General features: G+C 70.4%; 16 protein-coding genes. 6 read left to right on the forward strand and 10 right to left on the reverse strand.

From position 1 onward, the window contains the following. Positions 1 to 157: 157 nt before the first annotated feature. From ACFSCV_RS12765 to ACFSCV_RS12780, 4 genes are all read left to right on the forward strand, one after another. Positions 158 to 1,270 carry a microcin C ABC transporter permease YejB gene (locus tag ACFSCV_RS12765; RefSeq protein ID WP_378799971.1) on the forward strand — a complete coding sequence of 371 codons (1,113 nt, stop codon included), beginning with the start codon at positions 158 to 160 and terminating at the stop codon, positions 1,268 to 1,270. Positions 1,271 to 1,438: 168 nt separating this feature from the next. Further along, on the forward strand, positions 1,439 to 2,650 hold the full coding sequence (locus ACFSCV_RS12770) for an ABC transporter permease (protein WP_378799972.1): 1,212 nt from the start codon (positions 1,439 to 1,441) through the stop codon (positions 2,648 to 2,650). Continuing rightward, the gene (locus tag ACFSCV_RS12775) at positions 2,647 to 4,278 is read left to right on the forward strand and encodes an ABC transporter ATP-binding protein (protein WP_378799973.1); all 1,632 of its coding nucleotides are present in this window, start codon (positions 2,647 to 2,649) and stop codon (positions 4,276 to 4,278) included. Before ACFSCV_RS12770 ends, ACFSCV_RS12775 begins: the two co-directional genes overlap by 4 nt. After that, positions 4,275 to 4,907 (forward strand): NUDIX domain-containing protein, encoded by a 633-nt coding sequence (locus ACFSCV_RS12780; protein ID WP_378799974.1) that lies wholly within the window; start codon positions 4,275 to 4,277, stop codon positions 4,905 to 4,907. Before ACFSCV_RS12775 ends, ACFSCV_RS12780 begins: the two co-directional genes overlap by 4 nt. Before the next feature lie 33 nt (positions 4,908 to 4,940). On the opposite strand, the gene ACFSCV_RS12785 is transcribed toward ACFSCV_RS12780, so the two are convergent. The 8 genes from ACFSCV_RS12785 to mmsB all read right to left on the reverse strand — a co-directional run bounded on the left by ACFSCV_RS12785 (position 4,941) and on the right by mmsB (position 12,101). Continuing rightward, on the reverse strand, positions 4,941 to 5,642 hold the full coding sequence (locus tag ACFSCV_RS12785) for an orotate phosphoribosyltransferase (protein WP_271199966.1): 702 nt from the start codon (positions 5,640 to 5,642) through the stop codon (positions 4,941 to 4,943). 88 nt (positions 5,643 to 5,730) lie between these two features. After that, positions 5,731 to 6,726 carry a branched-chain amino acid ABC transporter permease gene (locus ACFSCV_RS12790; protein ID WP_378799975.1) on the reverse strand — a complete coding sequence of 332 codons (996 nt, stop codon included), beginning with the start codon at positions 6,724 to 6,726 and terminating at the stop codon, positions 5,731 to 5,733. Then, a complete protein-coding gene (locus ACFSCV_RS12795) occupies positions 6,723 to 7,610 on the reverse strand; it encodes a branched-chain amino acid ABC transporter permease (RefSeq protein ID WP_378800036.1) in 888 nt (295 codons plus the stop codon). Before ACFSCV_RS12795 ends, ACFSCV_RS12790 begins: the two co-directional genes overlap by 4 nt. Before the next feature lie 6 nt (positions 7,611 to 7,616). Continuing rightward, complete coding sequence (locus ACFSCV_RS12800; RefSeq protein ID WP_378799976.1) at positions 7,617 to 8,339, reverse strand: ABC transporter ATP-binding protein; 723 nt, start codon at positions 8,337 to 8,339, stop codon at positions 7,617 to 7,619. Continuing rightward, on the reverse strand, positions 8,332 to 9,087 hold the full coding sequence (locus ACFSCV_RS12805; protein WP_378799977.1) for an ABC transporter ATP-binding protein: 756 nt from the start codon (positions 9,085 to 9,087) through the stop codon (positions 8,332 to 8,334). The genes ACFSCV_RS12800 and ACFSCV_RS12805 overlap by 8 nt, the downstream gene beginning before the upstream one ends. 127 nt (positions 9,088 to 9,214) lie before the next feature. After that, complete coding sequence (locus ACFSCV_RS12810) at positions 9,215 to 9,769, reverse strand: amino acid synthesis family protein (protein ID WP_378799978.1); 555 nt, start codon at positions 9,767 to 9,769, stop codon at positions 9,215 to 9,217. 100 nt (positions 9,770 to 9,869) lie between these two features. Next, positions 9,870 to 11,084, reverse strand: coding sequence for an ABC transporter substrate-binding protein (locus tag ACFSCV_RS12815; protein WP_378799979.1), 1,215 nt, complete (start codon positions 11,082 to 11,084; stop codon positions 9,870 to 9,872). A 99-nt stretch (positions 11,085 to 11,183) separates the two neighbouring features. Next, positions 11,184 to 12,101, reverse strand: a complete 918-nt coding sequence (gene mmsB, locus ACFSCV_RS12820; protein ID WP_378799980.1) for a 3-hydroxyisobutyrate dehydrogenase — start codon at positions 12,099 to 12,101, stop codon at positions 11,184 to 11,186. A 192-nt stretch (positions 12,102 to 12,293) separates the two neighbouring features. Here mmsB and ACFSCV_RS12825 point away from each other — a divergent pair, with 192 nt between their 5' ends. Then, positions 12,294 to 13,190, forward strand: coding sequence for a LysR family transcriptional regulator (locus ACFSCV_RS12825; protein ID WP_271199972.1), 897 nt, complete (start codon positions 12,294 to 12,296; stop codon positions 13,188 to 13,190). 4 nt (positions 13,191 to 13,194) lie between these two features. On the opposite strand, the gene ACFSCV_RS12830 is transcribed toward ACFSCV_RS12825, so the two are convergent. Further along, positions 13,195 to 14,091, reverse strand: a complete 897-nt coding sequence (locus ACFSCV_RS12830) for a LysR family transcriptional regulator (RefSeq protein ID WP_378799981.1) — start codon at positions 14,089 to 14,091, stop codon at positions 13,195 to 13,197. 115 nt (positions 14,092 to 14,206) lie between these two features. On the opposite strand from ACFSCV_RS12830, the gene ACFSCV_RS12835 reads away from it, so the two are divergent. Continuing rightward, positions 14,207 to 15,703, forward strand: a complete 1,497-nt coding sequence (locus tag ACFSCV_RS12835; RefSeq protein ID WP_378799982.1) for a CoA-acylating methylmalonate-semialdehyde dehydrogenase — start codon at positions 14,207 to 14,209, stop codon at positions 15,701 to 15,703. A 7-nt stretch (positions 15,704 to 15,710) separates the two neighbouring features. Here the strand turns inward: ACFSCV_RS12835 and ACFSCV_RS12840 are convergent, their stop codons facing one another. Next, positions 15,711 to 16,700 carry an Ldh family oxidoreductase gene (locus ACFSCV_RS12840; protein WP_378799983.1) on the reverse strand — a complete coding sequence of 330 codons (990 nt, stop codon included), beginning with the start codon at positions 16,698 to 16,700 and terminating at the stop codon, positions 15,711 to 15,713. Positions 16,701 to 16,711: the final 11 nt, after the last annotated feature.

The following is a 16,711-nucleotide window of genomic DNA, read 5'->3' on the forward strand; positions in this document are numbered from 1 at the left end:
GCGAGGCGAAGCCGAGCGGGTGAGGGGGCTTCGACCCGTCCTGCTTCATCTGGCCAGCCCCCTCACCCGGCCCTTTGGGTCGACCTCTCCCCGCCGGGGAGAGGTGAAGAGGCGCCGCGGCGCGGCCTCGCTCCCTATGTCGAGGGCCTGACCCCGCATGCTCGCCTATGTCGCGCGGCGCCTGCTGCTGATCATCCCGACCATCCTCGGGATCATGCTGATCTCGTTCGTCATCATCCAGTTCGCCCCCGGCGGGCCGGTGGAGCGCGTGATCGCGCAGGTGACGGGCCAGGACACCTCCGCCACCGCCCGGTTCTCCGGCGGGTCGGGCTCCGACCTGTCGCAGGCGCAGACCCAGCGCGGCGGCTCCAACGATCCGATCTCGTCCAAGTACCGCGGCGCGCAGGGGCTCGACCCCGAATTCATCAAGCAGCTCGAAAAGCAGTTCGGCTTCGACAAGCCGGCGCACGAGCGCTTCCTGAAAATGCTGTGGGACTACGCCCGGTTCGATTTCGGCCGCAGCTACTTCCGCGACATCGACGTAATCGACCTCATCCTCGAGAAGATGCCGGTGTCGATCTCGCTCGGCCTCTGGATGACGCTGATCTCGTACCTGATCTCGGTCCCGCTCGGCGTCGCCAAGGCGGTGCGCGACGGCTCGCGCTTCGACGTCTGGACCTCGACCGTGATCGTGATCGGCTACGCCATCCCTGGCTTCCTGTTCGCGATCCTGCTGATCGTGCTGTTCGCGGGCGGCACCTTCCTCGACTGGTTCCCGCTCCGGGGACTGACCTCCGACAACTGGGACCAGCTCTCGCTCTGGGGCAAGATCGTCGACTACTTCTGGCACCTGACGCTGCCTCTGCTGGCGCTCGGCATCTCCGCCTTCGCCACCACCACGCTGCTGACCAAGAACTCGTTCCTCGACGAGATCCGCAAGCAGTACGTCCAGACCGCGCGCATGAAGGGCCTGACCGAAAACCAGGTGCTCTACGGCCACGTGTTCCGCAACGCCATGCTGCTGCTGATCGCGGGCTTCCCCGGCGCCTTCATCGGCGCGTTCTTCTCCGGCTCGCTGCTGATCGAGACGATCTTCTCGCTCGACGGGCTCGGCCTGCTGGGCTTCGAGGCGATCGTGAACCGCGACTACGCCGTGGTGTTCGCGAACCTCTACATCTTCTCGCTGCTGGGGCTCGTCGTCGCGCTGATCTCCGACCTCAGCTACATGTGGGTCGACCCCCGCATCGACTTCGAGACGCGGGAGGTGTGACGGCATGAGGATCCGACCCTTTCCGACACACGCCCCGTCATGCCCGGCGAAGCCGGGCATCCACGACTTCGGCGTCGAGCGCGGCCCCAAGTCGTGGATGCCCGCGCGAAGGTGCGGGCATGACGGCGAGGGTCACCTGATCCGACCGCGTTCCGGCCGAGGCGCGGTATGACCGACGCCGCCACCGCCGTCCCCCCGCCCTCGCCTGGCGCGCCGCCGATGCCGGCCGTCCCGCGCGGAAAACTGTCGCCGATCAACCGGCGGCGGTTCGCGAACTTCCGCGCCAACCGGCGCGGCTACTGGTCGCTCGCGCTGTTCCTGCTGCTGTTCTTCGTCACGCTGTTCGCCGAGTTCATCGCGAACGACAAGCCGTTCCTCGTGAAGCACGACGGCGCGTTCTACGTGCCGGCGGTGATGTTCTATCCGGAGACCGCCTTCGGCGGCGACTTCGACACCGAGGCGGACTACCGCGACCCCTATCTGCAGAAGCTGATCAAGGACAGCGGCGGCTACATGGTCTGGCCGCCGATCCGCTACTCCTACCGCACCATCAACCTGAACCTGCCGACGCCGGCGCCCTCGCCCCCGACCTGGATGCTGACGGACGAGCAATGCTCGAAGGCCTCCGTCGGGCGGACGCCGGACGGCGACGCCGCGCCGACGCAAGGCGGGAACGCGCCGAAGGCCCGCAGCTGCTCCCAGCTCGAATGGAACTGGCTCGGCACCGACGACCAGGGCCGCGACGTGCTCGCCCGGCTGATCTACGGCTTCCGGCTCTCCGTGCTGTTCGGGCTCGCGCTCGCCATCCTGTCGTCGGTCATCGGCGTGGTCGCCGGCGCGGTGCAGGGCTATTTCGGCGGCTGGATCGACCTGCTGTTCCAGCGCTTCATCGAGATCTGGACCTCGGTGCCGACGCTCTACCTGCTGATCATCATCTCGTCCGTGCTGGCGCCGAACGTGTGGGTGCTGCTCGGCATCCTGCTGCTGTTCTCCTGGACCGCGCTCGTCGGCGTGGTGCGCGCCGAGTTCCTGCGCGGACGGAACTTCGAATATGTCCGCGCCGCGCGCGCGCTCGGCGTCTCCGACGGCGCCATCATGTTCCGCCACCTGCTGCCGAACGCGATGGTGGCGACGCTGACCTTCATGCCGTTCATCCTGTCCGGCTCGATCACCACGCTGACCGCGCTCGACTTCCTCGGCTTCGGCCTGCCGCCGGGATCGCCCTCGCTCGGAGAACTGCTCAGCCAGGGCAAGTCGAACCTGCAGGCCCCCTGGCTCGGCATCTCGGGCTTCCTCGTCATCGCGATCATGCTGTCGCTGCTGATCTTCGTGGGCGAAGCCGTCCGCGACGCCTTCGACCCGCGGAAGACGTTCCGATGACCGACGCTCCCCTGCTCTCCGTCCGCGACCTGTCCGTCGACTTCGCCCGCGAGGGCGGGCGGACGCTCGCGGTCGACCGCGTGTCGTTCGACCTCGCCAAGGGCGAGACGCTCGCGCTCGTGGGCGAAAGCGGCTCGGGCAAGTCGGTGACGGCGCTGTCGATCGTGAAGCTGCTGGCCTACCCGGCCGCGGGGCATCCCTCAGGCGAAATCCTGTTCAAGGGCCGCGACCTGCTGAAAGCCTCGGAGCGGGAGCTGCGCAAGGTGCGCGGCGCGGACATCACCATGGTGTTCCAGGAGCCGATGACCTCGCTCAACCCGCTGCACACGATCGAGCGGCAGGTCGGCGAGGTGCTGAAGGTCCATCGCGGCTGGTCGGCGGCGAAGTGCCGCGAGCGGACGCTGGAGCTCCTGGCGCAGGTCGGCATCCCGAACCCGGAGGAGCGGCTCGACGCCTTTCCGCACCAGCTGTCCGGCGGCCAGCGCCAGCGCGTCATGATCGCCATGGCGCTCGCGAACGAGCCGGACCTGCTGATCGCCGACGAGCCCACCACCGCGCTCGACGTCACCGTGCAGGCGCAGATCCTCGCCCTGCTGAAGGAGCTGCAGGGCCGGCTCGGCATGGCCATGCTGTTCATCACCCACGACCTCGGCATCGTGCGGCGCATCTCGGACCGGGTCTGCGTCATGACCGAGGGCCGGATCGTCGAGCATGGCGAGACGGCCCGCGTGTTCGCCTCCCCCGAGCACGCCTACACCCGAAAACTGCTCGCGGCCGAGCCGAAGGGCGCGCCGCCGCCGACGGACGCCGAGGCGCGCGCCGTGGTCGAGGTCGACGACCTCAAGGTGTGGTTCCCGATCCGGCGCGGCCTGCTGCGCAAGACGGTCGGCCATGTGAAGGCGGTCGACGGCGTCTCGGTCACGGTGCGCGAGGGCCAGACGCTCGGCGTGGTCGGCGAGAGCGGCTCGGGCAAGACCACGCTGGGCCTGGCGATCCTCAGGCTGATCGCGAGCGAAGGCCGCATCGCCTATCTCGGGCAGGCGATCGACGGCTTCTCCTCCGCCGCCATGCGGCCGCTGCGCGCCGACATGCAGATCGTGTTCCAGGACCCCTACGGCTCGCTGTCGCCTCGGATGACGGTGGTCGACATCGTGACCGAAGGCCTCGACGTGCAGGGCAAGGCGCTGAAGCCCGCGGAACGGCGGGAGGCGGCGGCGCGCGCTCTCGCCGACGTCGGCCTTGGCGCCGACGCGCTCGACCGCTACCCCCACGAGTTCTCCGGTGGCCAGCGCCAGCGCATCGCGATCGCCCGCGCGCTTGCGCTGGAGCCGGCCTTCATCGTGCTGGACGAGCCGACCTCGGCGCTCGACATGTCGGTGCAGGCGCAGATCGTCGACCTGCTGCGCGCGGTGCAGGCGAAGCGGAAGCTGTCCTTCCTGTTCATCAGCCACGACCTCAAGGTGGTGCGCGCGCTCGCCAACGATCTGGTGGTGATGCGCGGCGGCAAGGTGGTGGAGCACGGACCGGCGGCGGAGCTGTTCGCCGCCCCGAAGACCGACTACACCCGCGCCCTGCTCGCCGCCGCCTTCGACATCGAGGCCAAGGCCTCCCACGCGGTGGCGCAGTGACCGGCGCGAACCTCTTCGCGGCGCAGGCCGGCGAGGTCGCGCTCGACGGGCCGGAGCTGCTGCACGACGGCTACCGCAAGCTGGAGCTCTGGCGCGTGACGCTGCCGGACGCGGGCGGACGCGGCGAGATCAGGCAGCAGCGCGAGGTGCTGCGCGCCGGCCCCTGCGTGGCGGTGATCGCGGTCGACCTCGAGCGCGACGAGGCGGTGTTCATCCGCCAGTTCCGCGCTCCGGCGGCGCTTGCGACCGGCGCCGGGGAGCTGGTGGAGATCGTCGCCGGCCGCATGGAGCCTGGCGAGGACGCGGCCGAAGCCGCGAGGCGCGAGCTCGAGGAAGAAACGGGCCTTGTCCCGCTCGCGCTGTCGAAGCCGCTGCTGACCTTCCTGCCGACGCCCGGCATCGTCGACGAGCACGCCACGCTGTTCCTCGCGCGGGTCGACGCCGGCGCGCTGCCGGAGCATGCGGGGGCGCCGGAGGAACACGAGCTGACCCGGCCCTTCGCGGCGCCGATCGACGCCGCGATCGCCTCGCTCGACGGCGCGACGGCGACCAACGCCTATCTGCTGATCGGCCTGCAGTGGCTCGCCCTGAACCGCGGCCGGCTCAGGGAGCTGCTCGGCGCGGGTTGAGGGGCGCAGCGAAGCTGCGTCGTTCGTTATGGTTCAGCCGGCCTTCAGCTCCGAGGCGCCGCCATGGGCGGCGGACCATTCCGCCGGCGCGTTCAGAAAATTCTCGACCTCGGCCAGCACCTTGGGCTCGAAATGGCCGCTCGCCTTGGCGACCTCGAGCACGTGGCGCCAGGTCGTGAGGTAGTGCAGCTTCAGCCCCATGTCGGCGAGCATCTCGCGGCTGTTCGGGAACACGTCGTAGAAGAAAAACACGAAGCAGTGCTCCACCGTCATGCCGGCGTCGCGCATGGCCTGGGCGAATACGTGCTTGCTGCGGCCGTCGGTGGCGAGGTCCTCGACGAGCAGGCCGCGCGACCCCGGCGTCACCACGCCCTCGATCTGCGCGTTGCGGCCGAAACCCTTCGGCTTCTTGCGCACATACTGCATCGGCAGCATCAGCCGGTCGGCGACCCAGGCCGCGAACGGGATGCCGGCCGTCTCGCCGCCGGCCACCACGTCGATCGCCTCGTAGCCGATGTCGCGCGCGATGGTGCGCACGGCGTAGTCGACCGCCGCGGTGCGCAGGCGCGGGAACGAGATGATCTTTCGGGTGTCGGTGTAGACCGGGCTCGCCCAGCCGGAGGTGAAGATGAACGGCTTGTCGCTGTAGAACTGGACTGCCTTGATCTCCAGGAACATCTTCGCCGTCTCGTAGGCGATGCGGTCCTGGTCGGCGGAGGTGGCGAAGCCGGTCATGGGCGGGTCCTCGGGGGCGCGGGCGAAACGGCCCCTTCTCGACGATCGGCCGGAGAGGGTCAACCGCTCCGGCCGCGCGTCCGCCCGATCAGAGCCGCATCTTCAGCCGTCGCGCCAGCACGCCCACGATGCCCTCGCGGAAGGCGAGCACGCAGACCACGAAGATCACGCCCTGCGCCACCGTCACCCAGGCGCCGAGCTGCGCCAGATAGTTCTGCATCGCGATCACGATGACCGAGCCGACGATCGGGCCGAACACCGTGCCCACCCCGCCGACCAGCGTGATCAGGATCGCCTCGCCCGACATCGACCAGTGCACGTCGGTCAGCGTCGCGATCTGCGAGACCAGCGCCTTCATCGAGCCCGCGAGCCCCGCGAAGCCCGCGGACAACACGAAGGTCGCGAGCTTGTAGCGGGCGGCGTCGTAGCCGAGCGAGATCGCGCGCGGCTCGTTCTCCCGGATCGCCTTCAGCACCTGCCCGAACGGCGAGTGCACGATCCGGAACAACGCCAGCAGCGCCGCCATGAAGACGACGGCGGTGAAGACGTAGAGCGCCCAGTCGCCGCTGATGTCGATCACGCCGAACAGCGCGCCGCGCGGGATCGCCTGGATGCCGTCCTCGCCATGGGTGAACTTCGCCTGCAGGCAGAAGAAGAACACCATCTGGGCGAGCGCCAGCGTGATCATCGAGAAGTAGATGCCCTGCCGCCGGATCGCGAGCGCGCCGACGACGAGCCCGAGCCCGGCCGAGGCCGCGACGCCGAGCAGGATCGCGAGTTCGGGCGTCAGCCCCCAGACCTTGGCGGCGTGGCCGGTGACGTAGGCCGCCATGCCGAAGAAGGCGGCGTGGCCGAAGGACAGCAGCCCGCCATAGCCGAGCAGCAGGTTGAAGGCGCAGGCGAACAGCGCGAAGCACAGCACCGTCATCACGAACACGGGGTAGATGACGAGCGGCGCGACGACGAGAAGGCCCGCGAGCCCGAGGAACAGCAGCCGGTAGGTCGCCATGGCCTCGCGCGGCAGCGAGGCGGGCGTCGGGCCGATCGCCGCGGCGGGCGCGGGAGCGTCGTGGGCGGCGGTCATGCGGTCCTCCCGAACAGGCCGGCGGGCTTCACGAGGAGGACGATCGCCATGATCACGAAGATCACGGTGGTCGAGGCCTCGGGGTAGAACACCTTGGTCAGGCCCTCGATCAGGCCGAGCGCGAAGCCGGAGACGATCGCGCCGAGGATCGAGCCCATGCCGCCGATCACCACCACCGCGAACACCACGATGATGATGTCGGCCCCCATGTTGGGATTGACCGAGTAGATCGGCGCGGCGAGCACGCCGGCGAGCGCCGCGAGGCCAACGCCGAAGCCGTAGGTCAGCGTGACGAGCAGCGGCACGTTGATGCCGAAGGCTTGGGTCAGCGCCGCGTTCTCGGTCGCGGCGCGCAGGTAGGCGCCGAGCTTGGTGCGCTCGATCAGAAACCAGGTGCCGAAGCACACGATGACCGAGGCCACGATCACCCAGGCGCGGTAGTTCGGCAGGAACATGAAGCCGAGGTTGCGCCCGCCCGTCAGCTCCTTCGGCATGGCGTAGGGCATGCCCGAGACGCCGTAATGGTTGCGGAGCAGCCCCTGCATGATCAGCGCAAGGCCGAAGGTCAGCAGCAGGCCGTAGATGTGATCGAGCTTGTAGAGCCGGCTAATCAGAAGCCGCTCCAGCACGATTCCGGTCGCGCCCACGATCAGCGGCGCCAGCAGCAGAGCCCACCAGTAGCCGACGCCGAGGTAATTCAGCAGCATCCAGGCCGCGAAGGCGCCCAGCATGTACTGCGCGCCATGGGTGAAGTTGATGATGTTGAGCAGCCCGAAGATGACCGCGAGGCCGAGGCTCAGCAGGGCGTAGAACGAGCCGTTGATGAGCCCGAGCAGGAGCTGTCCAAACAGCGCCTGGGTCGAGATGTCGAGGAAGGGGATCATCATGGCTCAGACCCCGAGATAGCGGTTGAGCTTGGGCAGGTTGGCCTCGAGCTCGTCGTTCAGGACGGCGTCGACGATCCGGCCCTGCTCGACGATGAGGTGGCGGTCGGCCACGCTCTGGGCGAAGCGGAAGTTGCTCTCCACCAGCAGCACGGTGAAGCCGCGGTCCTTGAGCGTCCGGAGCGTCGCGCCGATCTGCTGCACGATGACGGGCGCGAGCCCCTCGGTCAGCTCGTCGCAGAGCAGCAGCTTGGCGCCGGTCCTGAGGATGCGGGCGAGCGCCAGCATCTGCTGCTCCCCGCCCGAGAGTTTGGAGCCCTGGCTCGACAGCCGCTCCTTGAGGTTCGGGAACAGCTCGAAGATCTGGTCGTCGGTGAGCCCGCCCGGCCGCACCTCGGGCGGCAGGTGCAGGTTCTCCTTCACCGAGAGGCTGGCGTAGATGCCGCGCTCCTCCGGCACATAGCCGACGCCGAGCCGGGCGATCCGGCGCGACGGCAGCCCGACGGTCTCGACGCCGCCGATCCGGATCGAGCCGGTGCGGCGGCCGACCATCGCCATGATCGAGCGCAGGGTCGTGGTCTTGCCGGCGCCGTTGCGGCCGAGCAGCGTCAGCACCTCGCCCTCGCGCACCTCGAAACCGACGCCGTGCAGGATGTGGGACTCGCCGTACCAGGCGTGCAGGTCCTCGATCGCGAGCTCGGCCTTCGCGGCGTTCACGCGCTCAAGCATGTCCCGCTCCGATATAGGCCTCGATGACGCGCGGGTCGGCGGAGACGGCGGCGTAGTCGCCCTCGGCCAGAACCTTGCCGCGGGCGAGCACGGTGATGCGGTCGGAGAGGTCGGCGACCACCGAGAGATTGTGCTCCACCATCAGGATGGTCCGCCCCTCGGCGGCCTTGCGGATCAGGCCGGCGATGCGCGCGATGTCCTCGTGGCCCATGCCGGCCATCGGCTCGTCCAGCAGCATCATCTCCGGCTCGAGCGCGAGCGTGGTGGCGAGCTCCAGCGCGCGCTTGCGTCCATAGGACAGCTCGGTCGCCTCGCGATGGGCGACGTCGGCGAGGCCGAACTCCTCCAGCAGCGCCATGGCGGCGGCGTCGTAGCGCTTCAGCGCCTTCTCGGAACGCCAGAAATCGAACGAGGCGCCGCGCTGCCGCTGCAGCGCCACCCGCACGTTCTCCAGCACCGTCAGGTGGAGGAACACCGCCGAGATCTGGAACGAGCGCACCAGCCCGAGCTGCGCGATGCCGGCGGCGTTCGTGCGGGTGATGTCGCGGCCGTTGTAGCGGATCGAGCCCGCCGTCGGGGCGAGGAACTTCGTCAGCAGGTTGAAGCAGGTGGTCTTGCCGGCCCCGTTCGGCCCGATCAGGGCGTGGATCGTGCCCCGCTTCACCTTCAGGCCGACGTCGGAGACCGCGGCGAAGCCGCCGAAACTCTTCGACAGCCCTTCGGTCTCGAGGATGTGCTCCCCGTCCATTGCGGCCTCCTCTTCTCAAGCGCGCCGCGCGAGCCCGGTTGATCCCAGGTCTTCGGCGGAGACGTTTCCCCAAAGCCGTTCTATCACGCGAGGCGGCGTCGAGGCCGCCCCGCGGGTCCGTGCGCGCTCAGGCGTCCGGCAGCTTAATCCGGTGCAGCGGCCGGCCGCCGATGCCGAGCGCAAGCACCACGACCGCCTCGTCCGCGCGCGGCGCGTCGGGGATCGCGATCTCGGAGGCGTCCATGTCGTCGAAGCTCCAGATCGACGTCTTGCCGGTGAGCGGGAAGGTGATCGCAGCGCCAGGCGCGCCGATCTTCTTGGTGGACGGGATGATGTCCTTGCCGCCGGTGGCGGAGCGCACCGGCGCGCCGAACTTCGGATGGATCAGCGCCGCGGCGTGCTCGATCTCGCCGTCCGTTCCGATGATCGCCGCCTTGCCGTAGCCGGTTATGTCGTCGGGGCCGGCGCCGAGCGCGTCCATCGCGCGCTGCACCAGAACGGTCGAGACCTCGGCGCCGAGCGCGTAGAGCTCGGCCAGATCCTCGACGTAGCGGCCCGCGAAGGGATTACGGATGACCGCCGCGACCGTCGCCTTGCGCGACGGCGGATCGACCGGCCGTCCGAAATCGCTGTGGGTCTCTTCGATCTGCACGACGATCTTGCGCACCATCATCTCGGGCATCGGATGCTCCGTCATTTTCGTTCGGGAAGGAAGGGGGCCGCGGACGTCCCGGCCGTCGCCGGGCCGGACGCCCGCGGACTGCGGAAGCTGACCCGGCGGGTCAGTTCGTGGTGACGAGCGGGCAGCCGCCCTGGTCGATCGGCCGGAACGCCTCGGCCGCCGGGATGGTCTGGCGGAGCTTGTAGTAGTCCCACTCGCCCTTGGACTCGTCGGGCGCCTTGACCTCGAAGAGATACATGTCGTGGATCTTGCGGCCGTCGGCGCGGACCTGGCCCTTGCCCATGACGATGTCGTCGGTCGGCGTGGCCTTCATCTTCTCCACCACGGCCTTGCCGTCCTTGGAGTCGCCGAGCGCCTCGACGGCCTTGAGGTAATGGATGACGGAGCCGTAGACGCCGGCCTGCACCATGGTCGGCCTGCGGCCGCGCATCTCCTTCGAGAACCGGTCGGAGAAAGCGCGCGTGCCCTCGTTCAGGTCCCAGTAGAACGCCGCCTCCAGCAGCAGCCCCTGCGCGATCGGCAGGCCGATCGAATGCACGTCGGTGAGGTAGACCAGCAGGCCCGCGAGCTTCTGGCCGCCCTCGACGATGCCGAACTCGGCCGCCTGCTTGATCGAGTTCGAGGTGTCGACGCCGGAATTGGCGAGGCCGACGATCTTCGCGCCCGAGCTCTGCGCCTGCAGCAGGAAGGAGGAGAAGTCCGGCGTGTTGAGCGGGGTCAGCACCTTGCCGAGCACCTTGCCGCCGCTCGCCTTCACCACCGCCTCGGTGTCGCGCTCGAGCGCGTGGCCGAAGGCGTAGTCGGCGGTCATGAAGTACCAAGTGTCGCCGCCGGTCTGGACGATCGCCTTGCCGGTGCCGTTGGCGAGCGCCCAGGTGTCGTGCGTCCAGTGGATGGTGTTGGGCGAGCACTGCTTGCCGGTGAGCTCCGAGGTCGCGGCGCCCGAGACCAGCTCGACCTTGTTCTTGTCGCGGGCGAGCGAGCTGATGGCGAGCGCGACCGCCGAGTTGGTGACGTCCGTCACCACGTCGACGCCCTCCACGTCGAACCAGCGGCGCGCGATGTTGGAGGCGATGTCGGGCTTGTTCTGATGGTCGGCGCCCAGAACCTCGATCTTCCAGCCCTTCTCGATCAGGCCGGAATCCTGCACGGCGAGCCGCGCGGCGGCGACCGAGCCGACGCCGCCCATGTCGGCGTAGAGGCCGGACTGGTCGTTCAGCACGCCGATCTTGAGGGTCTTGGCGGTCTGGGCCTCGGCCGACATCGGCAGCAGGGCAAGCGCGGCCGCGGCCGCGAGCAGGCGACGGGTCTTCATGGCGTTTCAGCTCCCCTTGATTGCGTTTCCTCGCGCGCCGGTTCTCCGGCGTCATCGTTCGGCCGCCCCTGCGGGCGTCCGCAGTCCCTGTTCCCGGCTTTATTCTCCGGCCTTGGCGATCGGGGCACGCTCCTGCTCCTCCATCTCGCGGATGAAGCGGATCACGCCCGCGTAGTCCACGCCCCGCCCGCCGGCGTCGACGAAACGCTCGTAGAGCGCCGAGGCCGCGGCGCCGATCGGCGTCGGCGCGCCGGACGAACGCGCGCAGTCCTGCGACAGCCGGAGGTCCTTCGCCATCAGCTCCGCGGCGAAGCCTGGCCGGTAGTCGCGGTTGGCGGCCGAGCCCGGCACCGGGCCCGGAACCGGGCAATGGGTGGTGAGCGCGTAGCACTGGCCGGAGGCGTTCGAGGCCACGTCGAACAGCGCCTGCCGCGACAGGCCCAGGCTTTCGCCCAGGATGAAGGCCTCGCTGACCGCGATCATGCTGACGCCGAGGATCATGTTGTTGCAGATCTTGGCGGCGTCGCCGGCGCCTGGGCCGCCGCAATGGACGATCCGCCGGCCCATGACGGCGAGCAGCGGCTGGCCCTTCGCGAAGGCTTGCTCCGAGCCGCCGACCATGAAGGTGAGCGTGCCGGCGGTCGCGCCCTCGACCCCGCCGGAGACCGGCGCGTCGAGCGACAGCAGCCCGGCCTCGGCCGCGACGGCGTGGGCCCGCCGGGCGCTGTCCACGTCGATGGTCGAGCTGTCGATCATCAGCGCGCCGGGCGCGAGCCGCGGCGCGACGCGGGTCCAGACGTCGACCACGGTCGCCCCGGCGTTGAGCATCGTCACCACGATGTCGGCGCCCGAGGCGGCGTCGCCCACGTCCGCCGCGATCGCGACGCCCTGGGCCGCGGCCTCGGCGCAGCGCGCCGCCGCGATGTCGTATCCCCGGACGGCGTGGCCGGCGCGGACGGCGTTCGCCGCCATCGGGGCGCCCATGTTGCCGAGGCCGATGAAGCCGATCTTCGCCATGAGCCAGCGCCCTCCGTTGCTCGGACGGTCGCGGCCGCGCCGGCGCGCTCGTCGCGCGCAGCCCGTCGTCCCCATCCCGGCCGCCCGCTCTTATGGCGGATCGCGCCTTTGACGTTTCCTTCCCAAGGCGTAGCCTGCCGATTGCTGAGCGGCTACAGCCAAAATCACGGCATCCGTTGTGCGGAAATCGACATGAGCCAGACCCCGAACTGGGAGCATCTCAGGGCGTTCCTGAGCGTCGCCCGCGCCGGCACGCTGTCGGGAGCCGCCGTCGCCCTCGGCGTCAAGCACTCCACGGTGAGCCGCCACGTGACCGCGCTTGAGGAGGCGACCCGGGCGCGGCTGTTCGAGCGGACGCCGTCCGGCCTCGCGCTGACGCCCGCCGGCGAGCGGCTGCTGGAGGCGGCGGAGGCGGTCGAGAACCAGATCCATCTGGCGCAGGAGGAGATCGGCGGCCGCGACCTCTCGGCCGGCGGCTCTGTGCGCATCGGCGCGCCGGACGGCGTCGGCGCCTTCTTCCTCGCGCCGCGGCTGCCCGCGCTCACGGAGCGCTACCCCAACCTCACGCTGCAGCTCGTCGCCATGCCGCGGGTGTTCAACCTGACCAAGCGCGAGGCCGACCTCGCCATCGTGCTGTCGCTGCCCGAGCAGGGCCGGCTCGCCACGCGGAAGCTCACGGACTACGCCCTCGGCGTGTTCGCGAGCCGAGCCTATCTCGACGCCGCCCCGCCGATCCGGGTCCCCGCCGACCTGCGCCGCCACCGCTTCATCGACTACATCGACGACCTGATCTTCACGACCGAGCTCGACTATCTCGACGAGGCCGCCCGCGGCGCGCGCGCGAGCCTGCAGAGCTCCAACATCATCGCGCAGATGAACGCCGCGCGCGGCGGCGGCGGGCTGGTGGTGCTGCCGCGCTTCCTCGCCGCCCAGTTCCCGGATCTCGCGCCGGTGCTGAAGAACTCGGTCCGGCTCAAGCGCTCGTGGTGGCTCGTGGTGCACGAGTCCCAGCGCGACATCGCCCGGGTGCGGATCGTGATGGACTACATCGCCGACCAGTTCTGGCAGGCGCGGGAGCTGTTCCAGTGAGCCGTCAGCCGCCCTCATAGGGCAGGAAGCGGGCGCGGCGCTCGCGGAACAGCGAGGCGAGGAAGGCCCGGCAGGTCGCGATCCGCGCCGCGCCGTGGGTGTCGGCGTGGCTCATCATCCAGTAGGCGCGGCGGAAGCTGATCTCCGGCAGGACGCGGACGAGGCCGGGATCGCCCGCGGCGGCGAAGTCGTGCAGCACGCCGATGCCGGCGCCGGCGCGGATCGCCTCCATCTGGCCGACGACGCTCGCGCAGCGGAACAGCCGCCCGGCGCCGTCCTCGAGCGCGGTCGCGTAGTCGAGCGCGGCGGCGTAGAGGAAGTCCTCGACCCCCGTCACCACCGCGTGGCGCGATAGCGCCTCGCGGGTCTCCGGCCTCCCGGCGCGGGCGAGATAGGCGGGCGCGGCGTAGACCCCGAGGCTGTAGTCGCCGAGCTTCGCCGCGATCAGCCGGCCGTGGGTCGGCCGGTCGAGCCCGATCGCGATGTCCGCCTCGCGCCGCGACAGCGAGAAGGTGCGCGGCAGCGGCACCAGCTCGATCGCGAGGCCGGGATGGCGCTCGGCGAACGCGCCGAGCTCGGCCGCCAGCAGCAGGTTGCCGAGCCCGTCCGGCGCGCCGATGCGCACCGGCCCGGCGACCTCCGCCTCCCCCGCCCGCATGGAGGAGGCGAGTTGCAGCAGCTCGGTCTCCATCCGCTCCGCGACCGGCACGAGCCGCTCGCCCGCCGGCGTCAGCGCCGAGCCGGAGGGCCGCCGCTCGAACAGCGTCGCCCCCATGTCCGCCTCCAGCGCGTCGAGCCGGCGGGCGACGGTGGTGTGGTTCAGCCCGAGCGCCCGGGCGGCCCCGAGAAGCTGGCCCTTGCGCGCCACGGCAAGGAAGACGCGCAGATGGTCCCAGTCCATGTTCATATTTCCGCACAACGGATGCGGAAACTATGCCGTTGATGTGCGCCTGCGCAACAATGAAGCTGCGGTTCAAGGCCGGCGCCGTTTCGAGCGCCGCCGATAGGAGGATGCCATGGCGACCCCGATCCCGCATTTCATCGGCGGCGCGCGCCGCGACGGCTCCGGCCGCAGCGCGGCCGTGTTCAACCCCGCGACCGGCGAGCAGACCGGCGCGGTCGCGCTCGCCGACGAGGCGACCGTCGACGCCGCCGTGCAGGCCGCGCTCAAAGCCTTCCCCGCCTGGGCCGCCTCGCCGCCGCTGCGGCGCGCGCGCATCCTGATGAAGTTCCTCGCCATCGCCGAGGCGCGCTCCGACGAGCTCGCGACCGTCATCAGCGCCGAGCACGGCAAGGTGTTCTCCGACGCCAAGGGCGAGATTCAGCGCGGCCTCGAGGTGGTCGAGTTCGCGACCGGCATTCCCGAGCTGCTCAAGGGCGAGTTCACCGAGAACGTCGGCACCCGCGTCGATAGCCATTCGCTGCGCCAGCCGCTCGGGGTCGTCGCCGGGATCACGCCGTTCAACTTCCCGGCCATGGTGCCGATGTGGATGTTCCCGGTTGCGCTCGCCTGCGGCAACGCCTTCGTGCTGAAGCCGTCCGAGCGCGATCCGTCCGCGGCCCTGCTGATCGCCGACTGGCTGAAGGAGGCCGGCCTTCCGGACGGCGTGTTCAACGTCGTCAACGGCGACAAGCAGGCGGTCGACGCCCTGCTCGCCCATCCGAACGTCGAGGCCGTGAGCTTCGTCGGCTCGACCCCGATCGCGCGCTACGTCTACGAGACCGCGACGAAGGCGGGCAAGCGCGCCCAGGCGCTCGGCGGCGCCAAGAACCACATGATCATCATGCCCGACGCCGACATGGACCAGGCCGTCGACGCGCTGATGGGCGCGGCCTACGGCTCCGCCGGCGAGCGCTGCATGGCGATCTCGGTCGCGGTTCCGGTCGGCGAGAAGACCGCCGACATCCTGATCGACAAGCTCGCGCCGAAGGTGCGCGCGCTGAAGGTCGGTCCCGGCACCGATCCGGAGGCGGAGATGGGGCCGCTCGTCACCGCGCAGCACCGCGACAAGGTCTCGGGCTATGTGGACCTCGGCGTCGACGAGGGCGCGGAGCTGGTGGTCGACGGCCGCGGGCTGTCGCTGCAGGGCTACGAGAACGGCTATTTCGTCGGCGGCACGCTGTTCGACCGCGTGACCCCCGAGATGCGCATCTACAAGGAGGAGATCTTCGGCCCCGTCCTCTCGGTCGTCCGCGCGGACAACTACGCCGAGGCGGCGAAGCTCGTGAACGAGCACGAGTTCGGCAACGGCACGGCGATCTTCACCCGCGACGGCGACGCCGCCCGCGAGTTCGCCCATTCGATCAAGGTCGGCATGGTCGGGATCAACGTGCCGATCCCGGTGCCGATGGCGTTCCACTCCTTCGGCGGCTGGAAGGCCTCGCTGTTCGGCGATCACCACATGCACGGGCCGGAGGGGGTGCGCTTCTACACGCGCCTCAAGACCATCACGACCCGCTGGCCGACCGGCATCCGCGCCGGGGCCGAGTTCGTGATGCCGACGATGGGCTGAGGCCGCCTCAGAGCGCCCGTATCTCCGCGACGAGAGCGTCCGCGACCGTGAGCCCCGCGGTCGCGGCCTTCGCGCGCGCTGCGAGCCGGCGGGCGCCGGGCAGCCGCGCCCCGGCCTGGGCCTCGATCGCCGCGGCCAGAACCGCGAAGCGGGCGGGGCCGGCGTCCGAGAACGCCGCGGGATCGAAGGCGAGCAGGAGCTGCCCGGTCCCGGGCGGCCCGCCCTTGTCGTCCAGGAAGGACGAGGCCTCGCCGGCGTAGTTCGCGCCGGTCATCCCCGCCGCCAGCAGCTCCACCATCAGCGCCAGCGCGACGCCCTTGGCGTCGCCGGCGGGCGCCATGGTCCCGCCGAGCGCGGCGTCCGGATCGGTCGTCGGCCGCCCTTGCGCGTCGAAGGCCCAGCCCTCGGGGATCGGCTCACCCTTCTGCTTCGCCGCCATAATGTTTCCGCGCGCGACCCTGGACAGCGAGAGGTCGACCACGATCGGGGCCCGCCCCGGCCGCGGACAGGCGAAGGCGATCGGGTTGGTGCCGAACACCGGCATCGCGCCGCCCCAGGGCGCCATGGCGGCCGGGGTGTTGGCGAACAGCAGCGCGACGAGCCCCTGATCGGCCAGCGCTTCGACGGGGCGGCCGGCCGCCCCGCAGTGATGCGAGCGGAAAAGCGACGCCGCCGCGATCCCTTGCGCCCGCGCGACCGCCGGCAGCTCGGCGACCGCGAGGTCGAGCGCGGGATAAGCGAAGCCTTCCGCAGCGTCGATCCGAAGCGCGCCCGGCCGCGGCCGGGCGAGAGTCGGCGTCGCGTCGCCGCGCACCTTGCCGGCGCGAAGCTGGCCCGCGTAGCCCGGAACCCGCGACAGGCCATGGCCCTTCAGCCCGTCGGCCTCGGCGCCGGCCAGCGCGCGGGCGACGCTGTCCGCGACAGGCGCCGACGCGCCGTTGCGCTCCAGGGCGCCGGCCGCGAGCGCCATGGCCTCGTCGAGGGTGAGAACGGCCATGGTCCGGGCTC

The organism is Methylopila henanensis, assembly GCF_042681025.1.
Classification (GTDB): domain Bacteria; phylum Pseudomonadota; class Alphaproteobacteria; order Rhizobiales; family Methylopilaceae; genus Methylopila; species Methylopila henanensis.